General features: G+C 58.2%; 24 protein-coding genes. 11 read left to right on the top strand and 13 right to left on the bottom strand.

The window, feature by feature from the left end; all coding sequences use genetic code 11:
- Positions 1-79: 79 nt before the first annotated feature.
- Complete coding sequence (locus tag M9Q49_RS09315; protein WP_254508454.1) at positions 80-463, top strand: hypothetical protein; 384 nt, start codon at positions 80-82, stop codon at positions 461-463.
- Between the two features lie 95 nt (positions 464-558).
- Here M9Q49_RS09315 and M9Q49_RS09310 read toward each other — a convergent pair whose 3' ends face one another.
- Positions 559-819 carry a hypothetical protein gene (locus M9Q49_RS09310; RefSeq protein WP_254508452.1) on the bottom strand — a complete coding sequence of 87 codons (261 nt, stop codon included), beginning with the start codon at positions 817-819 and terminating at the stop codon, positions 559-561.
- 147 nt (positions 820-966) lie between these two features.
- On the opposite strand from M9Q49_RS09310, the gene M9Q49_RS09305 reads away from it, so the two are divergent.
- Complete coding sequence (locus M9Q49_RS09305; protein ID WP_254508450.1) at positions 967-2,088, top strand: C2 family cysteine protease; 1,122 nt, start codon at positions 967-969, stop codon at positions 2,086-2,088.
- On the opposite strand, the gene M9Q49_RS09300 is transcribed toward M9Q49_RS09305, so the two are convergent.
- On the bottom strand, positions 2,085-3,158 hold the full coding sequence (locus M9Q49_RS09300; protein WP_254508448.1) for a DUF1207 domain-containing protein: 1,074 nt from the start codon (positions 3,156-3,158) through the stop codon (positions 2,085-2,087). The genes M9Q49_RS09305 and M9Q49_RS09300 overlap by 4 nt on opposite strands.
- Positions 3,159-3,739: 581 nt before the next feature.
- On the opposite strand from M9Q49_RS09300, the gene M9Q49_RS09295 reads away from it, so the two are divergent.
- Positions 3,740-4,426, top strand: coding sequence for a glycine zipper domain-containing protein (locus M9Q49_RS09295; RefSeq protein ID WP_254508447.1), 687 nt, complete (start codon positions 3,740-3,742; stop codon positions 4,424-4,426).
- Positions 4,427-4,874: 448 nt separating this feature from the next.
- Positions 4,875-5,504, top strand: a complete 630-nt coding sequence (locus tag M9Q49_RS09290) for a hypothetical protein (protein WP_254508446.1) — start codon at positions 4,875-4,877, stop codon at positions 5,502-5,504.
- Between the two features lie 117 nt (positions 5,505-5,621).
- Here the strand turns inward: M9Q49_RS09290 and dnaK are convergent, their stop codons facing one another.
- Entirely contained in the window at positions 5,622-7,559 is a 1,938-nt protein-coding gene (dnaK, locus tag M9Q49_RS09285) for a molecular chaperone DnaK (protein WP_254508445.1), read from the bottom strand.
- Positions 7,560-8,265: 706 nt separating this feature from the next.
- Here dnaK and pheA point away from each other — a divergent pair.
- Positions 8,266-9,363 (top strand): prephenate dehydratase, encoded by a 1,098-nt coding sequence (gene pheA / locus M9Q49_RS09280; protein ID WP_254508444.1) that lies wholly within the window; start codon positions 8,266-8,268, stop codon positions 9,361-9,363.
- A gap of 141 nt (positions 9,364-9,504) precedes the next feature.
- Positions 9,505-10,362 carry a phytoene/squalene synthase family protein gene (locus M9Q49_RS09275; RefSeq protein ID WP_254508443.1) on the top strand — a complete coding sequence of 286 codons (858 nt, stop codon included), beginning with the start codon at positions 9,505-9,507 and terminating at the stop codon, positions 10,360-10,362.
- A 3-nt stretch (positions 10,363-10,365) separates the two neighbouring features.
- Here M9Q49_RS09275 and M9Q49_RS09270 read toward each other — a convergent pair whose 3' ends face one another.
- From M9Q49_RS09270 to M9Q49_RS09255, 4 genes are all read right to left on the bottom strand, one after another.
- Complete coding sequence (locus tag M9Q49_RS09270) at positions 10,366-11,670, bottom strand: beta-ketoacyl-[acyl-carrier-protein] synthase family protein (RefSeq protein WP_254508442.1); 1,305 nt, start codon at positions 11,668-11,670, stop codon at positions 10,366-10,368.
- Positions 11,671-11,800: 130 nt separating this feature from the next.
- On the bottom strand, positions 11,801-12,403 hold the full coding sequence (locus M9Q49_RS09265; RefSeq protein WP_254508441.1) for an HAD family hydrolase: 603 nt from the start codon (positions 12,401-12,403) through the stop codon (positions 11,801-11,803).
- Positions 12,400-12,957 carry a DUF6939 family protein gene (locus M9Q49_RS09260; protein ID WP_254508440.1) on the bottom strand — a complete coding sequence of 186 codons (558 nt, stop codon included), beginning with the start codon at positions 12,955-12,957 and terminating at the stop codon, positions 12,400-12,402. Before M9Q49_RS09260 ends, M9Q49_RS09265 begins: the two co-directional genes overlap by 4 nt.
- Positions 12,958-13,011: 54 nt before the next feature.
- Positions 13,012-13,815 (bottom strand): TRADD-N-associated membrane domain-containing protein, encoded by an 804-nt coding sequence (locus tag M9Q49_RS09255; protein ID WP_254508439.1) that lies wholly within the window; start codon positions 13,813-13,815, stop codon positions 13,012-13,014.
- Between the two features lie 173 nt (positions 13,816-13,988).
- Here M9Q49_RS09255 and M9Q49_RS09250 point away from each other — a divergent pair, with 173 nt between their 5' ends.
- The 3 genes from M9Q49_RS09250 to M9Q49_RS09240 all read left to right on the top strand — a co-directional run bounded on the left by M9Q49_RS09250 (position 13,989) and on the right by M9Q49_RS09240 (position 16,256).
- Complete coding sequence (locus tag M9Q49_RS09250) at positions 13,989-14,309, top strand: hypothetical protein (RefSeq protein WP_254508438.1); 321 nt, start codon at positions 13,989-13,991, stop codon at positions 14,307-14,309.
- A gap of 141 nt (positions 14,310-14,450) precedes the next feature.
- Positions 14,451-15,323: a leucine-rich repeat domain-containing protein gene (locus M9Q49_RS09245; RefSeq protein WP_254508437.1), complete on the top strand. Its 873-nt coding sequence runs from the start codon at positions 14,451-14,453 to the stop codon at positions 15,321-15,323.
- Between the two features lie 6 nt (positions 15,324-15,329).
- Positions 15,330-16,256, top strand: coding sequence for an NAD-dependent epimerase/dehydratase family protein (locus M9Q49_RS09240; RefSeq protein WP_254508436.1), 927 nt, complete (start codon positions 15,330-15,332; stop codon positions 16,254-16,256).
- Here the strand turns inward: M9Q49_RS09240 and M9Q49_RS09235 are convergent.
- The 3 genes from M9Q49_RS09235 to M9Q49_RS09225 all read right to left on the bottom strand — a co-directional run bounded on the left by M9Q49_RS09235 (position 16,253) and on the right by M9Q49_RS09225 (position 18,694).
- On the bottom strand, positions 16,253-16,663 hold the full coding sequence (locus tag M9Q49_RS09235; RefSeq protein WP_254508435.1) for an SgcJ/EcaC family oxidoreductase: 411 nt from the start codon (positions 16,661-16,663) through the stop codon (positions 16,253-16,255). The genes M9Q49_RS09240 and M9Q49_RS09235 overlap by 4 nt on opposite strands.
- 69 nt (positions 16,664-16,732) lie before the next feature.
- On the bottom strand, positions 16,733-17,461 hold the full coding sequence (locus tag M9Q49_RS09230) for a class I SAM-dependent methyltransferase (RefSeq protein ID WP_254508434.1): 729 nt from the start codon (positions 17,459-17,461) through the stop codon (positions 16,733-16,735).
- A gap of 42 nt (positions 17,462-17,503) precedes the next feature.
- Entirely contained in the window at positions 17,504-18,694 is a 1,191-nt protein-coding gene (locus tag M9Q49_RS09225; RefSeq protein ID WP_254508433.1) for a DUF3419 family protein, read from the bottom strand.
- Between the two features lie 153 nt (positions 18,695-18,847).
- Here M9Q49_RS09225 and M9Q49_RS09220 point away from each other — a divergent pair, with 153 nt between their 5' ends.
- Entirely contained in the window at positions 18,848-19,210 is a 363-nt protein-coding gene (locus tag M9Q49_RS09220) for a cupin domain-containing protein (RefSeq protein ID WP_254508432.1), read from the top strand.
- A gap of 163 nt (positions 19,211-19,373) precedes the next feature.
- On the top strand, positions 19,374-19,778 hold the full coding sequence (locus M9Q49_RS09215) for a hypothetical protein (protein ID WP_254508431.1): 405 nt from the start codon (positions 19,374-19,376) through the stop codon (positions 19,776-19,778).
- Positions 19,779-19,890: 112 nt separating this feature from the next.
- On the opposite strand, the gene M9Q49_RS09210 is transcribed toward M9Q49_RS09215, so the two are convergent.
- From M9Q49_RS09210 to M9Q49_RS09200, 3 genes are all read right to left on the bottom strand, one after another.
- Entirely contained in the window at positions 19,891-20,391 is a 501-nt protein-coding gene (locus tag M9Q49_RS09210; protein WP_254508430.1) for a M50 family metallopeptidase, read from the bottom strand.
- An 11-nt stretch (positions 20,392-20,402) separates the two neighbouring features.
- The gene (locus M9Q49_RS09205) at positions 20,403-21,203 is read right to left on the bottom strand and encodes a hypothetical protein (RefSeq protein WP_254508429.1); all 801 of its coding nucleotides are present in this window, start codon (positions 21,201-21,203) and stop codon (positions 20,403-20,405) included.
- Between the two features lie 100 nt (positions 21,204-21,303).
- Positions 21,304-23,631 carry a heavy metal translocating P-type ATPase gene (locus M9Q49_RS09200; protein ID WP_254508428.1) on the bottom strand — a complete coding sequence of 776 codons (2,328 nt, stop codon included), beginning with the start codon at positions 23,629-23,631 and terminating at the stop codon, positions 21,304-21,306.
- Between the last annotated feature and the right edge of the window lie 36 nt (positions 23,632-23,667).

Raw genomic sequence — 23,667 nt, 5'->3', positions numbered from 1 at the left:
CCACCAATTTTCGTCGCGCCGGTCGCGACGGTAGGCATCGTGCCTGCAGTGGCAGTTCCTAATTCTGCGGAGAAAATGGATGAAGAAAGTTTGTTTGACGCTGGTGTTCGGCGCGTTTGTCCTGGCCCTCGGCCTGAGCTCGGCTTCGGCACTGCCGCCGTTCGACAAGGAATGGAAGGCCAAGTACTTGCCGGATAGCGCTCCGGCCTCGCTCAAGGACGCTGCTGGCACGGCCAAGTGCAACGTCTGCCACGAGGGGACGAGCAAGAAGATGCGCAATGCCTACGGCAAGGCCGTCGGGAAGTACCTGACCAAGGCCGACTTCGAAGCCGTGAAGGCCGATCCAGAAAAGTCGAAGAAGTACATTGTCGAAGGTCTGGAAAAGGCCGAAGCCGAAAAGTCGGCCAGCGGCAAGAGCTTCGGCGAACTGATCAAGGCCGGCAAGGGTCCTTGGGAAGGTTAGTCGCGACGGAACTCGTGAGAGTTCAACAGATCAAAAAAACCAGGCTGGGCTGCGAAAGTGGCTCAGCCTTTTTCGTTGGCATTTCTAGTGCTCGGCTAATCTTCTTCTTCCGGCGGCCTCGTCCATTCATCATCGCGAGCAGGCGCCGATGACAATGGCTTGAGCTTTGGTCCCATGTAACGGCGAGTCATGCGCGCGCCGAGCCAAGTGAGCGCGATCATTAAGAATCCAAGAATAACCAACCCCGCCAGCGCGGCGAGCACTTTGGCCCGCATCGCGCCATCGAGTCGCATAATAAGCGGCTTTTTAGCCTCTTCGGCGAGAATCAGGACAGTGGCCGCGAGAAGGGAATGCATAGGCGCCGCAGAATTGGGTCGATGAGATGAGGCAATTATCGGCCGATCGGCCTGCGATTGCCAGTCGTTGAAAAGCGAATCGCTGGTTACAATTTTTCTGTCACCTGACCATCGAAGAAATTGTTACCGATCCAGCGTAGGACGCTCATGAAGATTCATCTCGCCGCGGTGTTGGCCCTGCTCGGCTGCCTGTTCGTTTCGGCCACTTTGGAAGCAGCGACTGCGGATGAGTTTCTGCAGCAGATCGAGCAGAACTTTGCCGGCTGGGATCGCGATAGCGATGGCGTTCTATCGGCAGGCGAAATCGACTTGGCTGCCGACGATGCGAAGGTTACCGGCAAGGCAGCGGCGGCGCTGGCCGCGCTCAAGCGCGTTTCGCGCAGTCCGAAGTACAACGATCCGACGCTGAACAAAGAGAAGATCACCGAGTTTGCCAAAGGCAAACCGGCCGCCGACAAGCCCGACATCGCCGGCATGTATGCTCAGGGAGTGAGCCGGCTCGAAAAGCTCACCAGCCGAGAGCTGTTCGTCGGCGGCGAGCCACGATTGGATACGTTGCATCAAGGTCGCCTCGGCAATTGCTTCTGCCTCGCGCCGCTCGGCTCGGTGCTGAGTCACGATCCTAAGGATGTGGTCGCAATGTTCAAGAAGCTCGACGACGGCAAGATCCGCGTCACGCTCGGCAAGAATACGGTCATCATCACACCACCGACCGACACCGAACTCGCTCGCACGGCAACGAACGAAGACCAAGGCATTTGGGTCAACGTTTACGAAAAGGCCCTCGGCAGTCTCCGCAACGATGCCAAAGCAGAAGCCGATCGCGCCGGCTCATCAATCGATGCTCTAGCTAGAGGCGGTTCGGCGGGAACGATTCTGGCCTACATCACCGGCAATGAAATCGTTCGGCACTCGTGCAAGTTTGCCAAGGACGACAAGCTTTCGGCAGAAGAGAAAGAGGCCAAGCTGAAAGAGTTTCGCGAAGCACTTGTCGTCGCCACCAAAGCGAAACGCCGCATGACCACCGGCACCGACAAAGCCACGATGCCCGGCATCACCGGCAATCATGCCTATGCACTGCTCGGCTACGACAGCGAGACCGATCGCGTGAAAGTTTGGAATCCGTTCGGCAACACCTTCACGCCGAAGGGCGAACCCAACTCCGAGCACGGCTATCCGCGCGTGGAAGGGATCAGCCAGATTCCGCTGAAGGACTTCGTGGCCCAGTTCAGCGGAATCGCGATTGAGGTCGTTCCTCAATCACCTTAGAAGTCGTACCAAACGCCGACGCCGATCTGCTGTTCATTTTCGCGGTAGAACGAGAACTCGCTGCTGCCGCCGTTGAAGTAGTGCAGACCCATGCGGAGCATGTGGGCATTCTGATTGCCGACCCAAGCCCAGCCGATCTGAGCGGTAAAGTTGCCGCTGAAGTTCAGTTCTTCTCGCAGGTGCACGTTCACGGCGAAGAACGGTTCGCCGCGGAAACCGGTGGGTTTCTGTGGCGCCCAATCGACGCCGAACTGCAGTTCCCACGGCTCGGTCACGTCGGTGTAAAACGCCCAGCCGACTTCACCGTAGAAGCGGAGCTTCTCGGTCCAGAAGTACGAATAGCCGCTGATCAGCACGTCACGAGCAAAATTCAGGCGGTTGTAAGTCGGATTCTTCAGCAGGAACTCGTCACCCAAGTGCGAGCTCAAGTGGTAGTAACCAAACTTGAAGCGGTGCGGGCCAATGCCATACGTCAGCGGCACGCCGCCACGAAAATCGACGGCCTGCACATCGACGTTGTTGCGGATATCAAGCCGCACCTGCGCCGAGCCTTCGGCATCGATCTGAAAACCTTCAGGATTGAAGACACTCTGATTGCCGTAGCGGAGCAGACCCACGCGAGTACCGAGTGTGGCATCCCACAGGGCATAGTGATCGGTTTCGTGAATAATCTGCGCGCCATAGCGCGACTCTTTGGCGCCAGCCAGGTACGAGCGATAAATGATCGACGTCGGCAACAGCACCCAGTCCCATTGCTCACCTCCCGCGACGAAGTCGGGATGGGAGTCGAGATACTCATCCATATCGAAGAACTGTTGCGGCTGGCCATTGACCTGCGGCGTTTGCCCATTCACTTGCGTATCGGGCAACGTCGTGGGCCCCGGCGCTGGCAGCGGATCCTGCAGCAGCGACGCTGGCATGAAGTCTGGCGAATTGGCGTTCGACGAAAATTGCTGCGGCTGAAAATAGCCGCCACCTTGCGCAGCAGCGGGCCGAGCGGCCAGCAGAGCAACGCACGATAGCAATATCGCGAGCAGCCAACGAACTGAATTTTGCCGAACGAAAAACACGCGAATGCAATCCTGAGGAGTATTAGGCGGGAAGGAGCACAAGCCGCTACCGCCCGAGGTGGAACCTAGAGCAAGTACCGGGCATTGAGTGAACTCTTACATGAATAAGAGGCCGCTCCCCGAAATAATCCTTCGACCAGCTACAACCGTTTTCTAAGGAAACAAACGAACCCGTGGCACGGACTGCCGAGTCCGCAGACTACCCGCGAGCCGGCAGAGTCTACCGAGACTGCACAACCGCCTCCATAGCGATCGCCGCTGAAGTTATTTCTGCGCCAGCAATACTACTGCTGTCACTCCACCACTTTTCGCAACCGCGCCTCGTCAAATCCGTCATTCCGGATTGGTCTCTGAGGTTCGACCGCGTCGATACATAAGGAGGAGCATCCTGCTCGCCTGGTTCGCCGCTAGCAGAAATTTGAAACGCTACTGCCGAACCGCTATTTCACCTTGACTCGCCAGTCCGCAAAGACGACGATTTGCAACCCTGCAAATGCTCGTTGGTTTGCTAGCGAACAAGGTGCCGGATGTCGGTAATAGACGATTCTCGATTGTCACGGATTTCGAAGCGAGAAGCAGACATGAAGTCGCTCATCATTATTGTCCTCGCCATTGGCGTGACCCTCACCACCACAGTGTCGGGCGGTTGCCAAACGCCGAACTATCAACGCAACGGCACGATCCTTGGCGGCCTCGGTGGCGCTGGCCTCGGCGCCGCCATCGGCAACAAGAGCCAGAACGCTCTCGCTGGTGGCTTGATCGGTGGCGCGATCGGCGCGATTGCCGGCAATGCCGTCGGCGAAGGAATCGATAACGACCGCGCTGTTGCCACGCAACAAGCGGCTCAACAAGGCTACGCTCAAGGTGCTGGTGCTCAAGCTGTAAAGGGCGCTGTCACTCCGCAAGATGTAGTCGCCATGTCCCGCGCTGGTCTCAGCGAAGATGTGATCGCCAGCCACGTGCGCGCCAACGGCGTGACACAGCAGCTGCAGGTCAACGACCTCATCTATCTCCGCAACCAAGGCGTGTCGGACTCGGTGCTGCAAGCCATGCAGCAAGCTCCGACCTCGCAAGCCCGCTACAACGCGGCTTACTCGGCCGCGATTCCTCCGCCGCCGGTGGCTCGCCCCGTGGTCGTCGAGCACGTCTACCCGGCGTACTATCCGCCGCCGCCTCCTTACTACTGGGGCGGACCTTATTACCACAATCACTACCACCGTGGTCCGCCGCCGGGCAGTGTCCACTGGGGCATCTCGGTTGGCCGCTAGTCAGCGAGCATTGCGACTATCGCTAGATTCAAACGTGGCGAGTCACCGAGTGACTCGCCTTCGTTATTTCTTGACTTCAAACTCCCCTTCGCCGACGTCGTAGTTGCCTTCTTGCTGGCCAGGAGCAGGGCCACAGCAGCTTCGGCGTTTCTGATCTCCGTCGCTGTCATGAGCCTTGTGGCGTTCTCGTTCAAAAGTTTCTCAAGCGAGTAGCACACTTCGTCGGCCTGGTTAAAGTACTAGTAATTGAAATCCATCGCCGGACAACTTTGGTCACACGTCGCGAAGAACTATCCAAAACTCTCATGCAATCCCGGACTACATGTCGACTCGTCGCAAGCTATTGATCGCTGCTGCTGCACTGCTCGCGGCCGGAGGATCGGTCGCGTACTTCTATCTTCGAGGCGAAGAAGAGCAGGGAAAATTTAGCAAGCAGAGGCGTTTAGCGATGAAGCAATCAACCAATGAACGACTGGCCGAACTGCTCGCGAAGAAGCAGCTCACTCCTGCGGAGATGGAGGAGTTTCTGACGTTGCAAAGCAAACGCGTCTACGAGCCGCAATCGAATGACTTCGTTTCCAAGCATCAGTTCGCCAAGACGGACATTGCCGAACGGCTTAAAGCGATCGATTGGTTTGCGAACTGCGGAAAGCCGGCAGTGCTCGATTTGACGATGCCAGTGGTGCAAGTCGCCAGTTGGAAGGAAGCGGTTGCCTCGTGTCAGGAGGCTGAGTGGGAGAACGCCCAACTTGAAGCCCGGAATCAACTCTCAGGTTGGTTACACGTCCATGCACGCAAAGAATTTCAGGAATGGAATAACCGAGTCGATCAGCACAAAGTAATCTTGGCGTCATTGATCGACACGCATTGGAAGCCGTGCTTCGACTCCCGCAATCTGCCGGACGAACTCTTGCACACCATTAAGTGGGATATCCTGCTCGCGCTCACCGAAGAATCGTACCTCAGCACCGGACACCGCTGCTTCTTCTTCCACGAACTGCTTTTAGTCTACGAAGCGGGACACTTTCCCTGCGGGTGGATTGGTGAATGGCCGGCGGGGAAGTTGGTTATCTATTAGTTGACTGGCAAGAAACACAACCGCCCGCCACGGTTTGGCCGAGCGGGCGGGTTTGGTTTTAGGTTCGGCCTCAAGCGGCCGAACCAGTGTTGCGAGTCACGGAGTGACTTCGCCTACTTACTTCTTCACTTCGAACTCGCCTTCGATGACGTCGTCGTCACCCTTCTTGCTGGCTTGCGGGCCGGGGGCAGGACCGCCTTCGGCGCCTTCGCCGCCAGCAGCGCCGGTCTTTTCGTACAGCATCTTGCTGAAGGCATGCGAAGCAGCTTCGAGGCTTTCGACGGCCGACTTGATAGCCGCCACATCGGTCCCCTTGGCTTTTTCGCGAGTGCTGTCGATGGCCTTTTGCAACGGTTCTTTGTCGCTGTCCTGCAGCTTGTCGGCGTTTTCCTTCATGAGCTTCTCGAGCGAGTAGCACATGTTGTCGGCCTGGTTCCGCAGGTTCGCGAGTTCAAGCCGTTGCTTGTCCTCGTCGGCATGCGCTTCGGCGTCGCGACGCATCTTTTCGATCTCGTCTTTCGACAAGCCCGACGATTGCTCGATCCGCACGTTCGCTTGTTTGCCGGTTCCCATTTCGCGGGCCGAAACATCCAAGATGCCGTTCGCGTCGATGTCGAACGTCACTTGAATGCGCGGCATGCCACGCGGGGCCGGCGGAATGCCGTCGAGATTGAACTCGCCCAGCAACCGGTTGTCAGTCGCCATCTTCCGTTCGCCTTGGAACACACGCACTTGCACGCTCGACTGGCTGTCGGCGGCCGTGCTGAATTCCTTCTGGGACTTGAACGGAATGGTGGTGTTCTTTTCGACGATCGCCGTCATCACGCTACCTTCGGTTTCGATGCCGAGAGTCAGCGGGGTAACGTCGAGCAACAGCACGTCCTTGCGTTCGCCGGCCAGCACGCTCGCCTGAATGGCAGCGCCTACCGCGACCACTTCGTCGGGATTCACACCCTTGTGCGGATCCTTGCCGAAGACGTCTTTGACGAGCTTCTGCACCTTCGGAATACGCGTGCTACCGCCGACGAGCACGACTTCGTCGATGTCGCCCGGCTTCAGGTTGGCGTCCTTCATCGCTTGCAGCACTGGCTTGCGGCAGCGCTCGATCAGCGAATCGGTCAGCTCTTCGAACTTCGAACGCGTGATGGTCATCGTCAAGTGCTTCGGCACGCCACCAGCCATCGTGATAAACGGCAGGTTGATGTCGGTCGACGGCAACGAGCTCAGTTCCTTCTTCGCCTTTTCGCAGGCTTCCTGCAGACGTTGCAGCGCCATCGGATCCTTACGCAGGTCGACGCCTTGTTCCTTTTGGAACTCGCCGGCCACGTAGTGGATCAGGGCTTCATCGAAGTCGTCACCACCGAGGTGCGTATCACCGTTGGTGCTGATGACCTGGAACAGTTGCTTGCCGCCGCCATCTTCATCGCTGCCGACCACTTCGAGGACGGAGACGTCGAACGTACCGCCACCGAGATCGAACACGACGATCTTTTCGTTCTTCTTCTTGTCGAGGCCATAAGCCAGCGCGGCCGCGGTCGGTTCGTTGATGATACGAGCGACTTCGAGACCGGCGATCTGACCAGCGTCCTTCGTCGCTTGCCGTTGGGCATCGTTGAAGTAAGCCGGAACAGTGATCACGGCTTTATTCACCTTGTGACCCAGGTAAGCCTCGGCCGCTTCCTTCAGCTTACGCAGGACGAGCGCGGAGATCTCTTGCGGCGTCATTTCTTTTTCGCCGACCTTGATCTTCACGTACTCTTGCGAGCCGCCGGTCACCTTATAGGGAACCATCTTCTCTTCGGATTCAACTTCCGAGTGACGACGGCCCATGAAGCGTTTGACCGAGTACACGGTCTTGGTGGGGTTGGTCACGGCTTGCCGTTTGGCCGGTTCGCCAACGACCGTCTCCCCTTTATCCGTAAAACCGACGACGCTGGGCGTGAGGCGATTGCCTTCCGCATTAGCGATCACTTTGGGTTCGGACCCTTCCATGATCGCAACGACAGAGTTCGTCGTACCCAGGTCGATGCCAATGATTTTTTCGCCAGCTGCCATAGTTTGAATGCCTCTTCTAAATGTTGCAGGAACTGTTTTGGAAAAGCCGTGGATAAACTCCGCGGCGTAATTAGTAGTTTTTGAAAATCCGTTGCTGCAGCCGGGGACGAGTTCAAACGCAACTCATGCCTGGTCTGAAGCACAGGATTGACGGGGCCCAGAAAAAGCAAAGGCCATGCCGAACTCTGCTGGCACCTGTGCTGATTTTCCTAAGCCAAGCATTAGCAAAGATTTGCGGAGTCGCTGGAATCTGAAAAATCTCTTTGGCAGTCGGCAGACACCTTTGTCGCTGCCAAATTGACAATTGCCTTTGCCCGGCCGCCCTACCGCTGGGTGCTCGAGCGAATCGGCAGCAAATCCGCCCAGTCACACCCCACTTTCATACCCCCATAATATTGCAAGCAATGCGAACGACGAAAAACGACGTAAGATATTTCAATAAAACTACTTAAGGACAAATTTAGCTGTGATATTGGGTGATCTATATTGCAATTTATTGTAGCTAAATCGGGTGGATGCAACTTCGCTTGGCCAGATCAACTCGGGTCCGGCACAAAGCCGCATGGCATTCCCTGAATTACAATTTCCGTAGTGGCAGATCCACCGCCGGCCGCTCGGTTGGTTGACACCCTCCCGCTAGCTCATTACAAGGTTGATTCTGCTCGGCACCCTGCGAACCGCTACCTCTCTCCTGCACCAGCTAATCATGAGCAAAAAGAACGCCAACTCGGGACCGTCGGCAGCCGCCGCACGCAAGGAATTGGAGCGCGTCGATCGCGACCTGCTCAAGCTCATCAGCGATCGCACGCGGATCACCCAGAAGCTGGCCCGCGCCCGCCACCAAGAGGGTGGCCAGCTGCACGATATGTCGGAAGAGGACGGCGCGATTCAAAAGCTGCTCGAGCAGAACAAAGGGCCGTTGAACGAAGCCGGCCTGCGAAACATCTGGCGCGAACTGCAAGGCCAAGCGCGGGCCCTCGTGCAGCCGCAGCGGATTGCTTATCTCGGACCGAAGTTCAGCTACAGCCACCTGGCCGGCATCGCCAAGTTTGGCGATTCCACCGATCTGTTGCCGCTCGCGACCATCAAGGCCGTCTTCGAAGCAGTCAGCGTCGGCGAAGTGAACTACGGCATCGTGCCGATCGAAAACTCGACCGACGGACGCGTGGTCGACACGCTCGATATGTTCGCCCGCGTGCCGCTGCAGATTACCGGCGAAGTGCAACTCAAAATCCATCACTGCCTCCTTGGCAAATGCGTCCGCTCGCAAATCACCGAGGTCTACAGCAAGCCGCAGGCTCTCTCGCAGTGTCGCGATTGGCTGGCCAAGAACCTGCCGAGCATTCGCACGGTCGAAGTCACCAGCACCGCCACTGCCGCTCAAATCGCCGTCGATAAACCGGGCGCCGCCGCCGTCGCCAGCTACGAAGCCGGTTTGAACTACGGCTTGAACGTGATCGACGCCAACATCGAAGACAACAAGAACAACGTCACCCGCTTTGCCGTTATCGGCGGCGAAGCGCCGAAGCGCAGCGGCCGCGACAAGACCTCGGTGATGTTCGCCATCCCGCACAAGCCCGGCGCTCTAGCCGACGCCATGGCCGTCTTCAAACGCGGTGGTTTGAACATGACCTGGATCGAATCGTTCCCGATGCCGAACATGAAGAACGAATACCTGTTCTTCGTCGAACTCGAAGGCCATCAAGCCGATTCGAAAGTGAAGAGCGCCCTCGCCGCGCTGGCCAAGAAAACGGATAAGCTGAGCGTGCTCGGTTCGTATCCGAAGGGTGCGGCTGCGGATTAAATGGAATTTACTCCCTCGCCCCTGTACTCAGGGGAGAGGGCCGGGGTGAGGGGCTGAAGCAGGATTGACGTCCACTTGCAGTTCGGCCCCTCACCCTAACCCTCTCCCCTGAGTACAGGGGCGAGGGGACAGGAATGATGCGTGCGGCCTGACCAACTCTCTTTCGACGCCAGCTACGCCCACTGCCGCGCCATCGTTCTTCGCGCCAAATCGAACCTTGGCCGCGCCTTCTGGCTCCTTCCCGAACCACAACGTTGCGGCATGGATGCGCTCTACGCTTTCGCCCGCGAAGCCGATGATATCGTTGATAACGAAGCTTCCTCGACCGATCGCTTGCAGGGCCTGGTTGCATTTCGCGAACAGCTACAAGAAACGCTGCGAGGAAATACGAGCACAGGAGTGTTTCCTGCGCTCGCGGATACGATCGAGCGTTATAGAATACCGCCACAGCCGCTCATCGATCTGCTCGATGGCTGCGCGATGGACCTCGAGCCGAGCATCTACGCCAACTGGGATGAGCTCCGCGAGTATTGCTTGCGCGTCGCTTCCAGCGTTGGCCTCGCCTGCATGAAAATCTGGGGCTGCAATGATCCCGCAGCCACCCAACCAGCCATCGATTGCGGCCTGGCTCTGCAGCTGACGAACATTCTCCGTGACGTTCGTGCCGATGCGGAACTCGGACGGATCTACCTGCCGCGCGATGAAATGGCCCGCTTCGGCGTCTCGGCAGAAGACATTCTGGCCTGCCGAGCGAGTTCCCAGACGGCTGAGCTTATTCGCTTCGAAGCGGCCCGTGCGCGCGAGCTGTATCAATCGGCTTGGCAAGCCATGCCGCTGATTCCGCAACCCGCGCGGCGACTTTATTGGTTGATGCACCAGACCTATTTCGGACTGCTGCAGAAAATTGAACGCCAGCCGAACGTTGTCTTTGAAAAACGCGTCGGCTTGAGTTGGCGAGCCAAAGTCTGGCTCGCGACTCGCGCGACGCTGGGAATTTAACCGCTACTTTGCCCAGCGGCGAATGGTGATTCCGCTCGCCTGACCTTGCGGCGTGACGCTCAGATTAATGCAGGTCTCTCCGGCCGAATCGCCGCGCTTGGCGGGCCGAATCGGGCATTCTGGATCGAGATTTTCCAGCGTTTGAATCGGGAACAGCGAGCCATTCTGCAGGGCCAGCGCACTGGCAATCAGTTCGACCAAGCCACCGGCGGCACCAAGATTGCCGAAGTAGCTCTTGGCCGCGGTGACCGGCACCTTGTCGGCAGCCGCGCCGAGGGCGGCGGCAATTCCTTGGGCTTCGAGCTTATCGCGCCGCACGTCAGACAGCCCGTGAGCGTGAATATGGCCAACCTCGCTGGGTTGCAGCTTCGCGCTCTTCAAGCATTGCTTCACAACGTTGGCGATGGCCGTCTTTTCGTCGGGATTGCTGTCGCGATCGGCCACAATCGACGACGCGCTGCCGATGACTTCGGCGATAATCGTCGCGCCGCGGGCCTCGGCGGCCGAAAGTTCTTCCAGCAAAATGCACGCGGCCCCTTCGCCGATCACCTGACCATTGCGGGCCGCGTCGAAGGGACGGCTGAGCTTGGCCGGATCGTCGCCCGAGGCAATCGCCTCTTGAATTTGGACGTGAATCGACCGCGAAGGATGAATCCGCGTGCCAGTGGCGCCCGCGAGCATCCGATCGGCATGGCCGCGCTCAATGGTGTGATATGCCTCGGCCACCGCTTGGTTCGACGAAGCTTCGCGGCAGGTGAGCGAGTTATTCGGCCCGCGCAGATCGTTGAAAATCGCCACGTGGGCAGCTGGCAGGTTCGGCAGATACTTGAGCAGCCACAGCGGCTCCACGGCGGGCAAACCTTGGTCGGCCCAACGGGTGAAATCGAATTCGCCGTTGTCGTTCACGCAGTTCTTCACGCCGGCGGCGAACTCACCTGGCAGCGTCAGCAAATAGTCGCTGCCGTACAGCACGCCCAGGCGGTCGCGATCGATGGCGTCGAGCTTCAGCCCTGCGTGCGTGATGCAGAGTTGGGCCACGGCTACGCCCATTTGAATCTCGCGGCACATCACCTTGAGATTCTTTTTGATGTCGCGCGACATCTTCTTTTCGAGCGGCCCGAAATCTTCGATGGCCGCAGTGAACCCACGGGCCTCGGCGCCGTAGCGCGTAGGGAGCGAATCGCTCGGAATGCTCGTCAGCTCGGCCACGCCGCTCCGCTCATTGGCGAGCGCATCCCACAGGGCCTCCGCCGAGTTTCCCAGCGGGCTAACAAGTCCAATTCCAGTGATGACAACGCGGCGAGTCATATCGCAGCTCAGATCCGTGGTTCTTGAGGATCGAATAGTTTGTGCAAACCGAACATTTTAACCATGCTACCGCGTTTGCGTCGAGGTGGCTCTGCTGCGCCACCCTTGTCAGCGGCGTCGCAAGACGACATTACAAACCTGCGAGCCAATCGAGCAATACCGTTTGATCGGCCAGCGAACTCAGCACCAGATCGGCCTGTTCGCTATTTTCATACGACTTCGGATCATCCGTGCCGGTCAGAAGCACCGTCCGCGCTCCCGCCGCGCGGCCGCATTCGATATCGAAGCGATAATCGCCGATCATTACGACTTCGGCCGGATTCACTTGCCACTCGTGGCACAGCCGTTCGATCGGCCAAGGATGCGGCTTGACCGGGCCGTCGTCGCGCGTCATCACATGCGAAAAATGCAAAGCCACACCGCGGAGCGTCGCTTCGGTCACAGGCCGACTATTGCGAGTGACGATCGCTTGATGCCAACGCTGCCGCGTGACACTCTCCAAAACTTCGCGCACGCCGGGCAACAACTGCGAACGATCGGCCCCGGCCTGCTCGTGCCGATGCAAAATCTGCCGGCAGCGCTCCGCATGATCGGCGGGCAATTTGGTGAGGGCCTCGAGAATGGCCATCTCCGGCGGCAGCTCCATTTCTTGCCGCATCAGGTCGAAGTCCAGTTGCGAATCGACCAGCGTGCCATCGAGATCAAAAATCACGCCGCGAATTGCCACAGTCATTCTCCCCCGAGTTCCGCCTCGATTTTGCGATTCAGCCAAGCAACCAAAATGCTCGCATGTGCGAGCGGTTGATCCTTGCCGATCGAGCCGTTGTCCTCTCGATCGTAGAAGTACTGAGGCACACCGCGAAAGGCCTGGTCGATGAATTGCTGCAGAACGGCGGGATCCACGCGCTGCTCGAGCATCCACTCATAAGCCGGAATGTAGATCTTGCGGCGGGCTTCGACGATGTCGAGCAATCGCGGCGAGTCGCCCCACTGATGCCCGAGCGGTTTGCCGACTCGCTTCTGCCCGCCACCCTCGAAAAAACGGGGCGCGATTTTGCCGCGGATCACCTTCAGCCCTTGCCAGATTCCTTCAACGGAATCGGCTCGCTCGTTGGGCCTGCCGGGAATCGGCAAGCCGCCATGCGCGTAGAACGGACTGAGCGTGTCGAGCGGTGTTTCGCCGCGGCTACTCACGTCGATCCACCGCACACCTTCTGGTGGCTGACCAGTACGAACCTGCGAATAAGGGAGAAATCGGCAGCGAACTAACTTGCGAGCCCGAGGCATGGTTTTTCTTATGCGCGAACGCCAAACAAACAGACCGACTACCCCAAAGCTTTTTCATGGGGCCGAAGTTGCTGAAAGCCCCGGCAGCGGCGACTGTACGGAGCCTTGATCTGAGTGCGCGTGTCGAACGAAGAGATCAATTAGCTTCGCTTTTGTTTTGTCTTTCAAGTTGCTTTCACTTGCGTCATTTTGCATTGTGTCGAGTATCTGCATTGCCATTCCAATTGTATTCATACGTTCGAGTTGCTGAACAAACTTATCCGCTTGCTGCAACGTCGACTTGTAAATAAACAGGAATGTCGCTCCGATGAACTGTGAAAGAACTCCTGCTGCACCTGCGAGGATGGGCCCAGCTGCCGACTCCTTATAGTTCATTGCGAGCCAGACACCGTAGCCAATCAATATGAACCCGCCGGCCATAACCGCTGTCGCTAAATAAAATATCGAGTTGACCTGGGATAGATTGCGGTTGAAGTATAGTTGCAGAGTACTTCTCGCAAGTTCCCAGGCAGGCTGTGCCTTTTCTGGCTCGGATGCCATGCGCTCTGTCGCACGCTGAACCTGCAATGACGAAAGCGTATCGAGCTCTTTCTTCATTGGGTAAATTTCGGGAATCGTAGCCGCGGCGGCACCGAGTGAGGCACCTGCGAGCAATCCTATGATGGGTGTTTTCAAAAACGCTAATGACCCAAAATACTTCGTGTCAGTTTGGGCTACCGCAATAGTTGCAGTGATTACTGCAGCCGTAAAAACTATCAAAACAGCATTTATGATCTGTTTTCGGCGTAAACCCGGCTCCGGAGAGCGGTCCCTCACTAGTTGGCTCGTCGGATCTTCTTCGGCGGCAGATTCAGCCATTTCAACACTCATAATTGGCAATCGATTTGAACCAGTTCAGCCTTTCTATCTCTAGCCCAACGATTTAGCAACCGCGACTGGAAACACCTAAGCAGGCATTTTTCACGTTGCCAGCCACTAGCGAGTTAAGTTCTAATTCTTTCAGCAGCAATCAGAACCCTGGAGGGGCTGACATGAGCATTGGTTCTCTCGGCAACGTTAGCAGTTTGGCCGCTTCTCCCACAACACAGCGGACCAGCGACACCGAAAAAACGCAAACCGCGACCACAGAAAAAAGCCACGCCGACGCTGCCGCCGAATACGCCGAGCGGGCCGCCGGCATCGGCGAAACGCAAGAAGAATCAAAAGCCGGCGACCGCGACGCCGACGGCCGCCGCTTGTGGGAATTCGGCCAACAGAAGAGAAAAGACGACTCAGAAGCCAGTGAATCTACTCCTGGCCAATCAAAAGATCCCACGGGCACGGCGGGATTGAATGTGGATCTGTCGGGCTAGTCTTTTGCGAGCACCGAGAAGTCGGGTTCGATCGATCTACATCGGCAGGATTGGCAGGGCGAGCAGCGCGGCGATACGCTGATTGTCTTGCACCGTGTACAGCGATCACCCCGCTAAGCGTTTTTGCCGGAGGAACACCCGATGATTAGGCGTTTCTTTTTCTTGCTCGTGGCTGTGCTTGCAAATTCAATCGCCTGCCAACTGCAAGCCGCAGATCCACCTGCTCCAAAAATTGAAGTCGAGGAATCTCTCTTCGTCGATGGTGAGTTCGACGCAACGATCACAGGTGGCAAGTTTGCCGGTCAGACTCTATTCGACAACCGCGAACTGCAGCAGGCCGCTCCGAAAACAAATGGGCTGATGCTGAAGAAATGCACGCTCGACGCTGATATCGACGTCATTCTCAAGCCATTCCCGAAGTTGAAAGAGCTGTACCTCATTGATTGTCAGTTGTCGCCAAAAACAAACCTGGGCAAGTCGGCGCGGCTCGCGGACCTCACCTCGTTCACGTCCGAGCGAACCCCTTTGACCGATGCAGATCTGGCCTTCACTGCCCGAGCGAAGAAACTCGAATCGCTGGAGGTGCCCGGCGCCAACCTGAAGGGAACTTTTCTGGATGGACTCGCGGGGAGCAAGTCGCTGCTGTATCTGCTGCTGGGTGAAAATCAGATTCCCGACGAAAAATGCGAAGTTTTCGCGACCATCAAATCGTTGCGGCGGCTCAACCTCAGTCAAAACGGCTTGTCCGATAAAGCAGCGCCGGCCCTCGCGAAATGCACCATGCTGCAAATCTTGCATCTGGAAAAGAACAAACTGACCGATGCAGGGGGCGCGCAATTTGCCAGACTCACCGCAATCGATCAGCTGTATCTCGACGACAACAAAGTCACAGCGCGCGGCCTGGAAGGTTTTCGTGGTTCGAAGACGCTCCGCCATCTCTCCGTCGAAAACTGCGGCATTGATGAAGCATTTTTGGCGGCACTCCGGGGTTCGTTTCAAACCGTGAAGAAATAGGAACACATGAAAATTCTCATCGCCGGAGCCACCGGCGCTGTCGGCAGACCGCTTGTCGCGCAATTGCTGGCCAAGGGGCATCAGGTCGTCGCGCTTACTCGCTCGCCGGAAAAAGCCCAGGCGTTGCAAGCACAAGGCGTCGAAGTTGCGATCGCCGACGTGTTTGATGCCGAGGCGGTGAAGTCGGCCATCCGTCGCGCTCAGCCGGAGATTGTTATTGAACAACTCACGGCCTATCCGAAAACGTACACACCGGAATCGATGCGCGCGGCGGCTGCGTTCAACCAACGCATTCGTCTGGAAGGTGGCGCGAACGTACTCGCGGCGGCCCAGGCGGCTGGTGTGCGACGTTTCTTGCGACAGTCGATCGCCTTTTGGGCGAGTCCGGGCACTGGATTGGCGGATGAAGACACGCCGCTCGCGAACACCACTGCGCCGGCGGTTGCAGCCGACATTGGCATTGTTACCGAACTCGAACGGCGACTGCTGGAGAGTGCGAATATCGAAGGAATCGTCTTGCGCTACGGATTTTTCTATGGCCCGGGAACTTGGTTTCATCCCGATGGCGACGCGGCTCAGCAGGTGCGACAGCAGCAGTTTCCGATTGTGGGAAATGGCGCTGGTGTGTGGTCATGGCTGCACATCGAAGATGCAGCGATCGCCACCGTTGTCGCTGCCGAGATCGGGAAGCCGGGCAAGTATCTGATTGCGAACGATCAACCGCTCGCCGTGCACGATTGGTTGCTGGCGCTCGCTCAATGGTTGGGCGCTCCACCGCCGCCGCGCATTACGTTGGACGATGCAATTCAAGGAGGCGGCGCTGATGCGGTGTACTATGGCACGCAAATGCGAGGCGTCTCAAATGCCAAGGCCAAGCGCGAACTGAACTTTCAACCTCGGCCGCTGGAGTGGCTCAGCGCGGTCAAAAACTAGCGCAGGACGGCTTCGCCCGTTCGCGGATTCGTTAGCGTGACATTCTCTAGCGAGCGAATGCGCCAAGAGTCGTTTCGTTTTCGGAGCACAGCGAGAATCAGCGTATCGACTTGATGCGGCCCGGCGGGATGTGCGACGCCGGCCGACAAGCGGCTCCAAAAATGAATCACGGCCACGCCGTCGGCGATGTGGTCGACGTCGATTAGCTCATTCTGTTGCGTCGAGTCGCTATAGACCGTCTCGTGAATCGGCACGTGCATTTTCACAATCGCATCGACGCCGCGAACGTAATGGCCGAAACGGTTCACGAAGGTGGCGTCTTCCTCAAAGAGACTGCCGAGGGCCTGCATATCGTGCGCGTTCCAAGCAGCTTGGAAAGTAGCAGGGGCGTCTTCGGGAACATTCATCGCGGGGTGTCTCGCCTTGGTAATCCACGATGAGAAGACGCGTCCTTTCGCGGAGCGAAAGGCGACTGTTTAGCGTTTCTTGCCAACGAAAACGTAGTACGGCATCCGCGCCAGCGGCACGTAGGGGACCTTCGCCTTTTCTTCTTCGAAGCGCAGCGGTTCGAAGTGTCGATGCAGGAACGGCACGTGATCGGGGGATGGATAGACGTTATCCATGCCGAACCAGGTGGGCCAGAAGGTGCGGGTGAACCAGCCGTGACGCTTCAGGCCGTCGCGCGGGTATTTGCGGCTGACGTAGAAATCGACCACGCCAAGGATGCCGCCCGGCTTGAGCATGGCCGCGGCGTTTTCGATGGCGGCGAACCAATCGGGAATCATCGTCAGCGAGTACGAAAAGGTGACGACATCGGCCGGGCCGTCGGCGGGCTGAAAGGTCGTAGCGTCGGCTTCGACGGTTTCGACGTTCTTCCACTCGCGGGCTGCAATCCGATTGTTCGCCACCGTGAGCAGCGATGGCGACAGATCAAGGATGTACGCCTTCCGCAGCTTCGGAATGTTCTCGGCGATGTATTCCAGATTCGCGCCGGTGCCGCCACCCATATCGACCCACAGGCCGTTCTCGGGAAGAGGAACGCCGGTGTACATTTCGCGCCGGCCCTTCAGCAGGCGTTTGCGAAAATCGTCATACGCTTCGGCCTGACCGGAGTAAAAATTCTCGAGGCGAGCAGCATGGTCCTTGCCGCGCACCGGTTTGAGTGCGAGGTGGTAGAGGATTTTTAAGTCGGACCACAGGCCCATGGTTGCCCTCATTCGCCACGTAGGGTGCCACCCTACAAAAAACTAAGCTGCCAAATCAGTGATGTAGAAGCTGCCGTAGGTGTGAACGCGGTCTTTGGCGTGCAGTTCGGCGGCTAGATCAGGATGGTACTTGAGGAACTCCGACAGCATCCGCTGCTTGCCGTCGACGGTCACATTCACCTTGTCGATGAAGTCGGTTCGCAAGCCGCCACTCCGCCACAGAATGCGCGTGTTCGGGGCTGCCCGCTCCAAAATCGACTGCCATTCGAGCTCGAGCAGCGGGAAAAATTTGTCGCTGAGCCAGTCCATGTGATCGAGCAGCACGTAGCGCGAGATCTTGCCGTTGTGCCGTTCCAAGAAGCCTTGCACCGAGTCGGTGTGCGTTGTCACGCGATCGATGAGACCACCCTTGAGTTTCTGAAAATTGTCGGGCTTGAGATATTCCGGGCAGCAGGTCGGCGTGTAGGCCCCCTTCATGTAGACGCGCCAGAAGTAATTGTCGTGCAGCGGCAGATCGCGAAAGACGGCTTCCACGCTGTCCTGCACAAACTTCAGAATGCCACCTTCGTACTGCTTCTCAACTTGCCGTCGCTGCGCCTTCGGCACGCCGACCATCGACAGCGTGGTGTCGCGGTTCATGGCAAATTTCATCGGCCGCGACCAGAATTTGGCCTTCAACTGCTTGTCGTAGATTTCGCGCTGTTCCTCAATCGACGTGGCGTCGAGGGCGGCGTCGATCAACGGCCGAACGCGAATGATGCGGTCGGTGTAAATCTTGATGGCACGGGCAAATTGGCCGCTCGTGCCGCGGAAATAAAAGCTGCGGTTCTTGTCGCAGAAGAACTTGATCCAGCGGTCCCAATAATTGCGCGACCACTGCGGCAAGGCGGTGCGGAGCTTGTCTTGATAGACCTTGCGGGCGTTCGGATGATAGCCCTGACCGAAGAACTGGAAAAAGTCTTCGTATTCTAGGTGCTGAATGCCCGACTTTTTCAGATCGAGCAGGGCGTTTTGCCGCGGGTTCATGTCGACCGCGTGCACATGGTTCGGCCCGCAAATGGCGTAGTCGAGGGCGTTGCAGCCCGCCGACGTGATCACCAGCACGTTGTCCTGCGGCCCCAAATTGAGGGCCACCCGGTCGAGGCGCGGGTCCTCCCAGCAGGTGTTGTAAACAAGGTTGTTGCCGTGGACGAACTTGAAAACCCGTCCGCTCACCCAGTCCAAAAGCCCCATCGTCCTTCCCCGCCTATGCTTGCTTCCGTGAATTCAGCAAACGGCCCATTGTAAAGTTGTCACCCGCCGGGCGAAAGGACGCTGACCGCTCGTACCTGGAACCCTCGGCATCGGCAATAATCACGTCGCAAACCATCACCACGCGAGGAAACCATGCCCCAACTCATCACCAAACCCACGCTCATCGAAGCCGCCGGCACCCCTCCCAAGCGGATCGAAGAATTCATCGGCCGGGTGAATTCCCAGACCGCAGCCCTGAGCATCGCCCGGATGACGAGCCCCAGCGGCTGGAGCGAACCAGGCCAAACGCCGGAGTTCGACGAGTACACCATCGTCCTCCGCGGCCAGCTGCGAGTGGAATCGAAGACCGGCGTGATCGAAGTTGCCGCCGGCCAAGCCATCATTTGCCCCCGGGGCGAATGGATCCGCTACAGCACCCCGGGAGCCGAAGGGGCAGAGTACATCGCTGTTTGCTTGCCGGCGTTTTCACCAGGGACGGTGCATCGCGATGCGTGAGCCGAATCGTTGTTACAAACTAGCGACACGCCAATCCGCGCGTGGATGGTAAAGTGCCCGAGTATCTGTAGCTGAATTCGCCAGAATTCAGGGCCGTCGTTGCGAGGTCACGATCTGAATTCTGGCGAATTCAGCTACTTTCAAACCATCCCAGAAAGTACTCATGCACTTCTATATCTCGCTCGCGTTCTTCTGCCTGACTGCGGTGGCCATCGCTGATGAAAAATCGCCGGTACCTGCCACGGCGAAAACTTCCACTGAACTGCGAAAGACAATCCAGGAGACTTCCCCAAAGCTGCTCTCACCCGAGCGAATTCCAGTCGACTTCGCGGAGTTCAATCGCACCGGCCGCAGCGTCTTTCTGGCCTGGTATTGCCCAACTTCCGGTGAAGCAACTTGCCGCGTCTTCAGCTACGAGTTCAACGAGACCAAGAAAGAATGGAAGTTGCTCCGCGAGCAGTTCTTTCGCGGCACGCAAGACATTTCGCCCGAGTTCACACTCGATCTGCGTCTCCGCTTTCGCGACGTTCGCGGCAAAGAGATTTTCTACGAACCAGAACCGAAGTAGGCGAAAGATGTAGGCCGGAACGAGCGGTACTCCGCGCTGTTCCGGCAGACCGCGGGCGTGACGTCACTCTGCAGTTCATGCCGGAACTGTGCGGGGTACCGCTTGTTCTGGCCTACTCCACTTGCGCCGCCGCTTGTTCAAACAAATGCTTAGCCGCTCGGCCGCTGATAGTCGTGCAGCGCAGCAACTCTGCCGCGATGAGTTCAGTGGCTCGCCAGGTGGCTGGATCGGCGAGTAAGTACTCGACCTTGTCGAGCAACCGGCGTTCGAGTCGCTCGACTTGCTTTTGATTTCCGGCCCGCTGCATGGTCATCGCCCGCACCGCTCGCAAGTCCTGCTGAGCGCCGCCCCAAGCATACTCGCCGGTGTAAACCGCTTCGGCTGCGACACCGCCAAGCAGAATCAGAACTTCCACTTCCAATGGATCATGCGCCGGTTTGGCTCGGCCCTTTTTCAGTTCGCACTGCCCCAGCCGCAGCTGGTTCGGCAGAATGCTGACGCGCTGCACATTGCGGCCGAGCGCCAGCGCGATCACCGCATGCCCCGCCTCATGATAGGCGGTGGCCAGATTCGTTGCGGTCGCTTCGTTCGCCGCGGGAGGTGTCTCGTCCATCGCAGCCGCGACTATTCCTTCTTATCGTCGTCGGTCTTCATTCCCGGCAACGTTCGCTTCTTGGGCTCGCCCAGCAGCGCCGTGCTGGTCACGGTAATCTGCGTGGCAAGGGCCTGACCGGCGGCCTTTTGCCCCATCGGAAATTTGGCCTTCACTTCGACCTTGTCGCCGACTTGAGCAAACTGCAGGTGATTCACATCCACCGAGATTTTGGCGTCCTTGGCCACATCGGCCTTCACCGTGGTGCCCGCGCAGTTGATCGTCAGATCTCCAGTTCGGCCGACCTTGGTGATCTGGCCGGCGATGTTTTGCACAACGTCTTCTTCCTTAACCTTCGGCCCCTTCTTTTCCTTTTCACTTTCCTCCGGCTTGGAGCCAAAGAGATTCGCGCCGGCCAGTCCACCCGAAGCACCTTCCGGGCCGACACCCACGCCGCGGCCTTCACGAACGGTGATGATCGTCAGATTTTGCACCGGCTCGGTCGCTTGGCCCCGCTTATTCAATTTGGCTTTGAACTCAACCAGCATGCCGGCCTTCAAAAAGGCGGGATCAGCATTCCCCGTGAACGAAACGTCTTGCGGCCGCGCGTCGACTTGCACAATCCAGTTTTCGCCGGTGCTCGCGGTGATCTGCAGCAGAGGCCCCTGCGTTCCCTTGATGTTGCCCGAGAAATCGGTGTTTTCCCACTGAATTTGCTGCCCCTGCTGCCGCATGCGGGCCATCTGCTGCTGCCATTGCTGTTGAGTTTGCGCCGATGCGGTTTGAACGACCGCCAACACGGCGAAGGCAAAGGTTGCGAGAGAACGAAGCATGGTAGGCACCTGGAAGGCGGGAAAATGTCGATACTGTCACGATAACGCGGCGGGCGTTTGTTCGCCAGAGAAAACGAACCAGCCGCCGCGATGTACTCGTCTACAATTTCAACTTCCGTAGCCGAAGGGAATTCAAAATCACGCTCACCGAGCTCAAACTCATCGCCGCCGATGCCAGCATCGGATTTACCAAGCCGAGCGCCGCCAGCGGGATGCTCGCGGCATTGTAAACGAAGGCCAGAAACAGATTTTGGCGGATGCCCGCCGTGATCGCGCGACTCAAGCGAACGGCCCGCACAATGCCGCGCAGATCACCCTGCACCAGCGTGACGGCGGCACTTTCCATCGCAATATCGGCCCCGGTTCCCATCGCAATGCCGACGTCGGCCAGCGCGAGAGCCGGCGCGTCGTTCACACCGTCGCCAGCCATGGCGACTTTCTTCCCCTCACGCTTCAGGCGGGCAATGACATTCCCTTTGTCCTGCGGCAGTTGATCTGCGATGACTTCACCGATGCCGAGCTGTTTGGCAACAGCATCCGCCGTCGTGCGGTTGTCGCCAGTCAGCATGATGATCCGCAAACCCATCGCCCGCAGCTGACTCAGCGCCTCGGGCGTGGTCGCTTTGACGGGATCGGCCACGCCGATCAGTCCAATCACTTGGCCATCACGAGCCGCGATCATCACCGTCTGTCCAGCCGTTTGCAGTTGCTGCAAAAGCTCCTGCCAATCCAAGAGATCGATCTTCTCCGCTTGCATCAGCGCCGAGTTGCCAAGTGCGATCCGTTTGGTCTCGAAGTTTCCGATCACTCCCTTGCCAGTGATCGCTTGAAAGGCCTGGACATTCACAGGCGCGATTTGCTTCTCTTTTGCACCTTGAACAATCGCGGCAGCCAACGGATGTTCGCTGGCGATTTCCAATCCAGCGGCCAGCGACAAGAGTTCGTTCTCGGTGACATTGGCCGCGGGAATGATCGAAACTAGTTGCGGCTGACCGGTCGTCAACGTGCGAGTCTTATCGAGGACGAGCGTATCAACCTTCTGCAACTCTTCGAGCGCTGCCGCATCGCGAAAGAGAACTCCCGCCTGTGCGCCGCGTCCGGTGCCAACGAGCACTGCCATTGGCGTGGCGAGTCCCAGTGCACACGGACAGGCGATGATCAAGACTGCCACCGAGTTCAAAATGGCGTGCTGCAGTCGCGGCTCACTTCCGAAACCATACCAACCGACAAACGTAATCGCTGCCGCCAGCAAGACCGTCGGCACGAAGAACATCGCCACGCGATTGACGACCTTTTCAATCGGCGCTCGGCTTCGCTGGGCTGCCGTCACCATCCGCACAATGCTGGCGAGCAGCGTATCGTCTCCCACGCGCTCGGCTCGCATGATCAACCCACCGTTGCCGTTCAGCGTGCCGCCGGTCAGCGTGTGCCCCGCAAATTTTTCCACGGGAATCGGCTCGCCGGTCACCAGCGATTCATCGACGGAACTCATTCCCTCCAGCACCACGCCATCGAGCGGCACTTTCTCACCCGGCCTGATTCGCAAGCGATCGCCGACGCGCACTTCCGTCAGCTGCACATCCATTTCGTTGCCGTTGTCGCGAATCACGCGCGCAGTTTTTGGCGCGAGGCCCAGCAAAGCCCGCACGGCGGCGCCGGTTTGCGCTCGCGCTCGCAGTTCCATCACTTGTCCGAGCAGCACGAGCACGATGATGACGGCAGCACTATCGAAATAGGGTTCTACGGCGTCACAATGGCGCATACTTTCTGGAAAAATCTGCGGTGCAATCGTCGCTGCCAGGCTGAACAAAAACGCCGCGCCGACGCCGATGGCAATCAGCGTGAACATATTCGGGCTGCGATGCACCACCGACAGCCAGGCCCTTTGAAAAAACGGCCAACCGCACCAGAGGACCACGGGAGTTGCCAAAAGCAGCTGCAACCAACTGAGCGCCGCCATGTGCTGATGCAGGAACCCGCTCAGCGTTGGCCAAGGGACCAGCCCTCCCATCGCGATCAAGAACACAGGGAGCGCGAGCACTCCGGCGATCCAGAATCGCCGTTGCATATCGAGCAGTTCCGGATCGGGCCCAGCGTCTGCCGTTGGTTCCATCGGCTCAAGGGCCATGCCGCACTTCGGGCACACGCCGGGGCCGATCTGCACAATCTCGGGATCCATCGGGCAGGTATATTTCGCCGTGGCCGATGCAGTTGGCATCGCCTCTGTCGGCTTCTTCCCGCTGGCGTATTCAGCTGCATGGGCCTGAAACTTCTTCACGCAGTGCTGACTGCAGAAGTAATACGTTTTGCCACCATGCGTCGCCGTGCCCGCCGGATGGGCAGGGTCAACCGTCATGCCGCACACCGGATCGATCGCCGTGGCGGGCTGCAGCACATTCAGACTAGGACGGCGAGGTTCGGCAGTCATGAAGCGAAGGGCCAAAAACGAAGCAAGCGAGAATCC

The sequence above is a fragment of the Anatilimnocola floriformis genome (assembly GCF_024256385.1).
Classification (GTDB): domain Bacteria; phylum Planctomycetota; class Planctomycetia; order Pirellulales; family Pirellulaceae; genus Anatilimnocola; species Anatilimnocola floriformis.
Note: the sequence above shows the minus strand (reverse complement) of the source record. Positions and strands in the feature narration are given on the sequence as shown.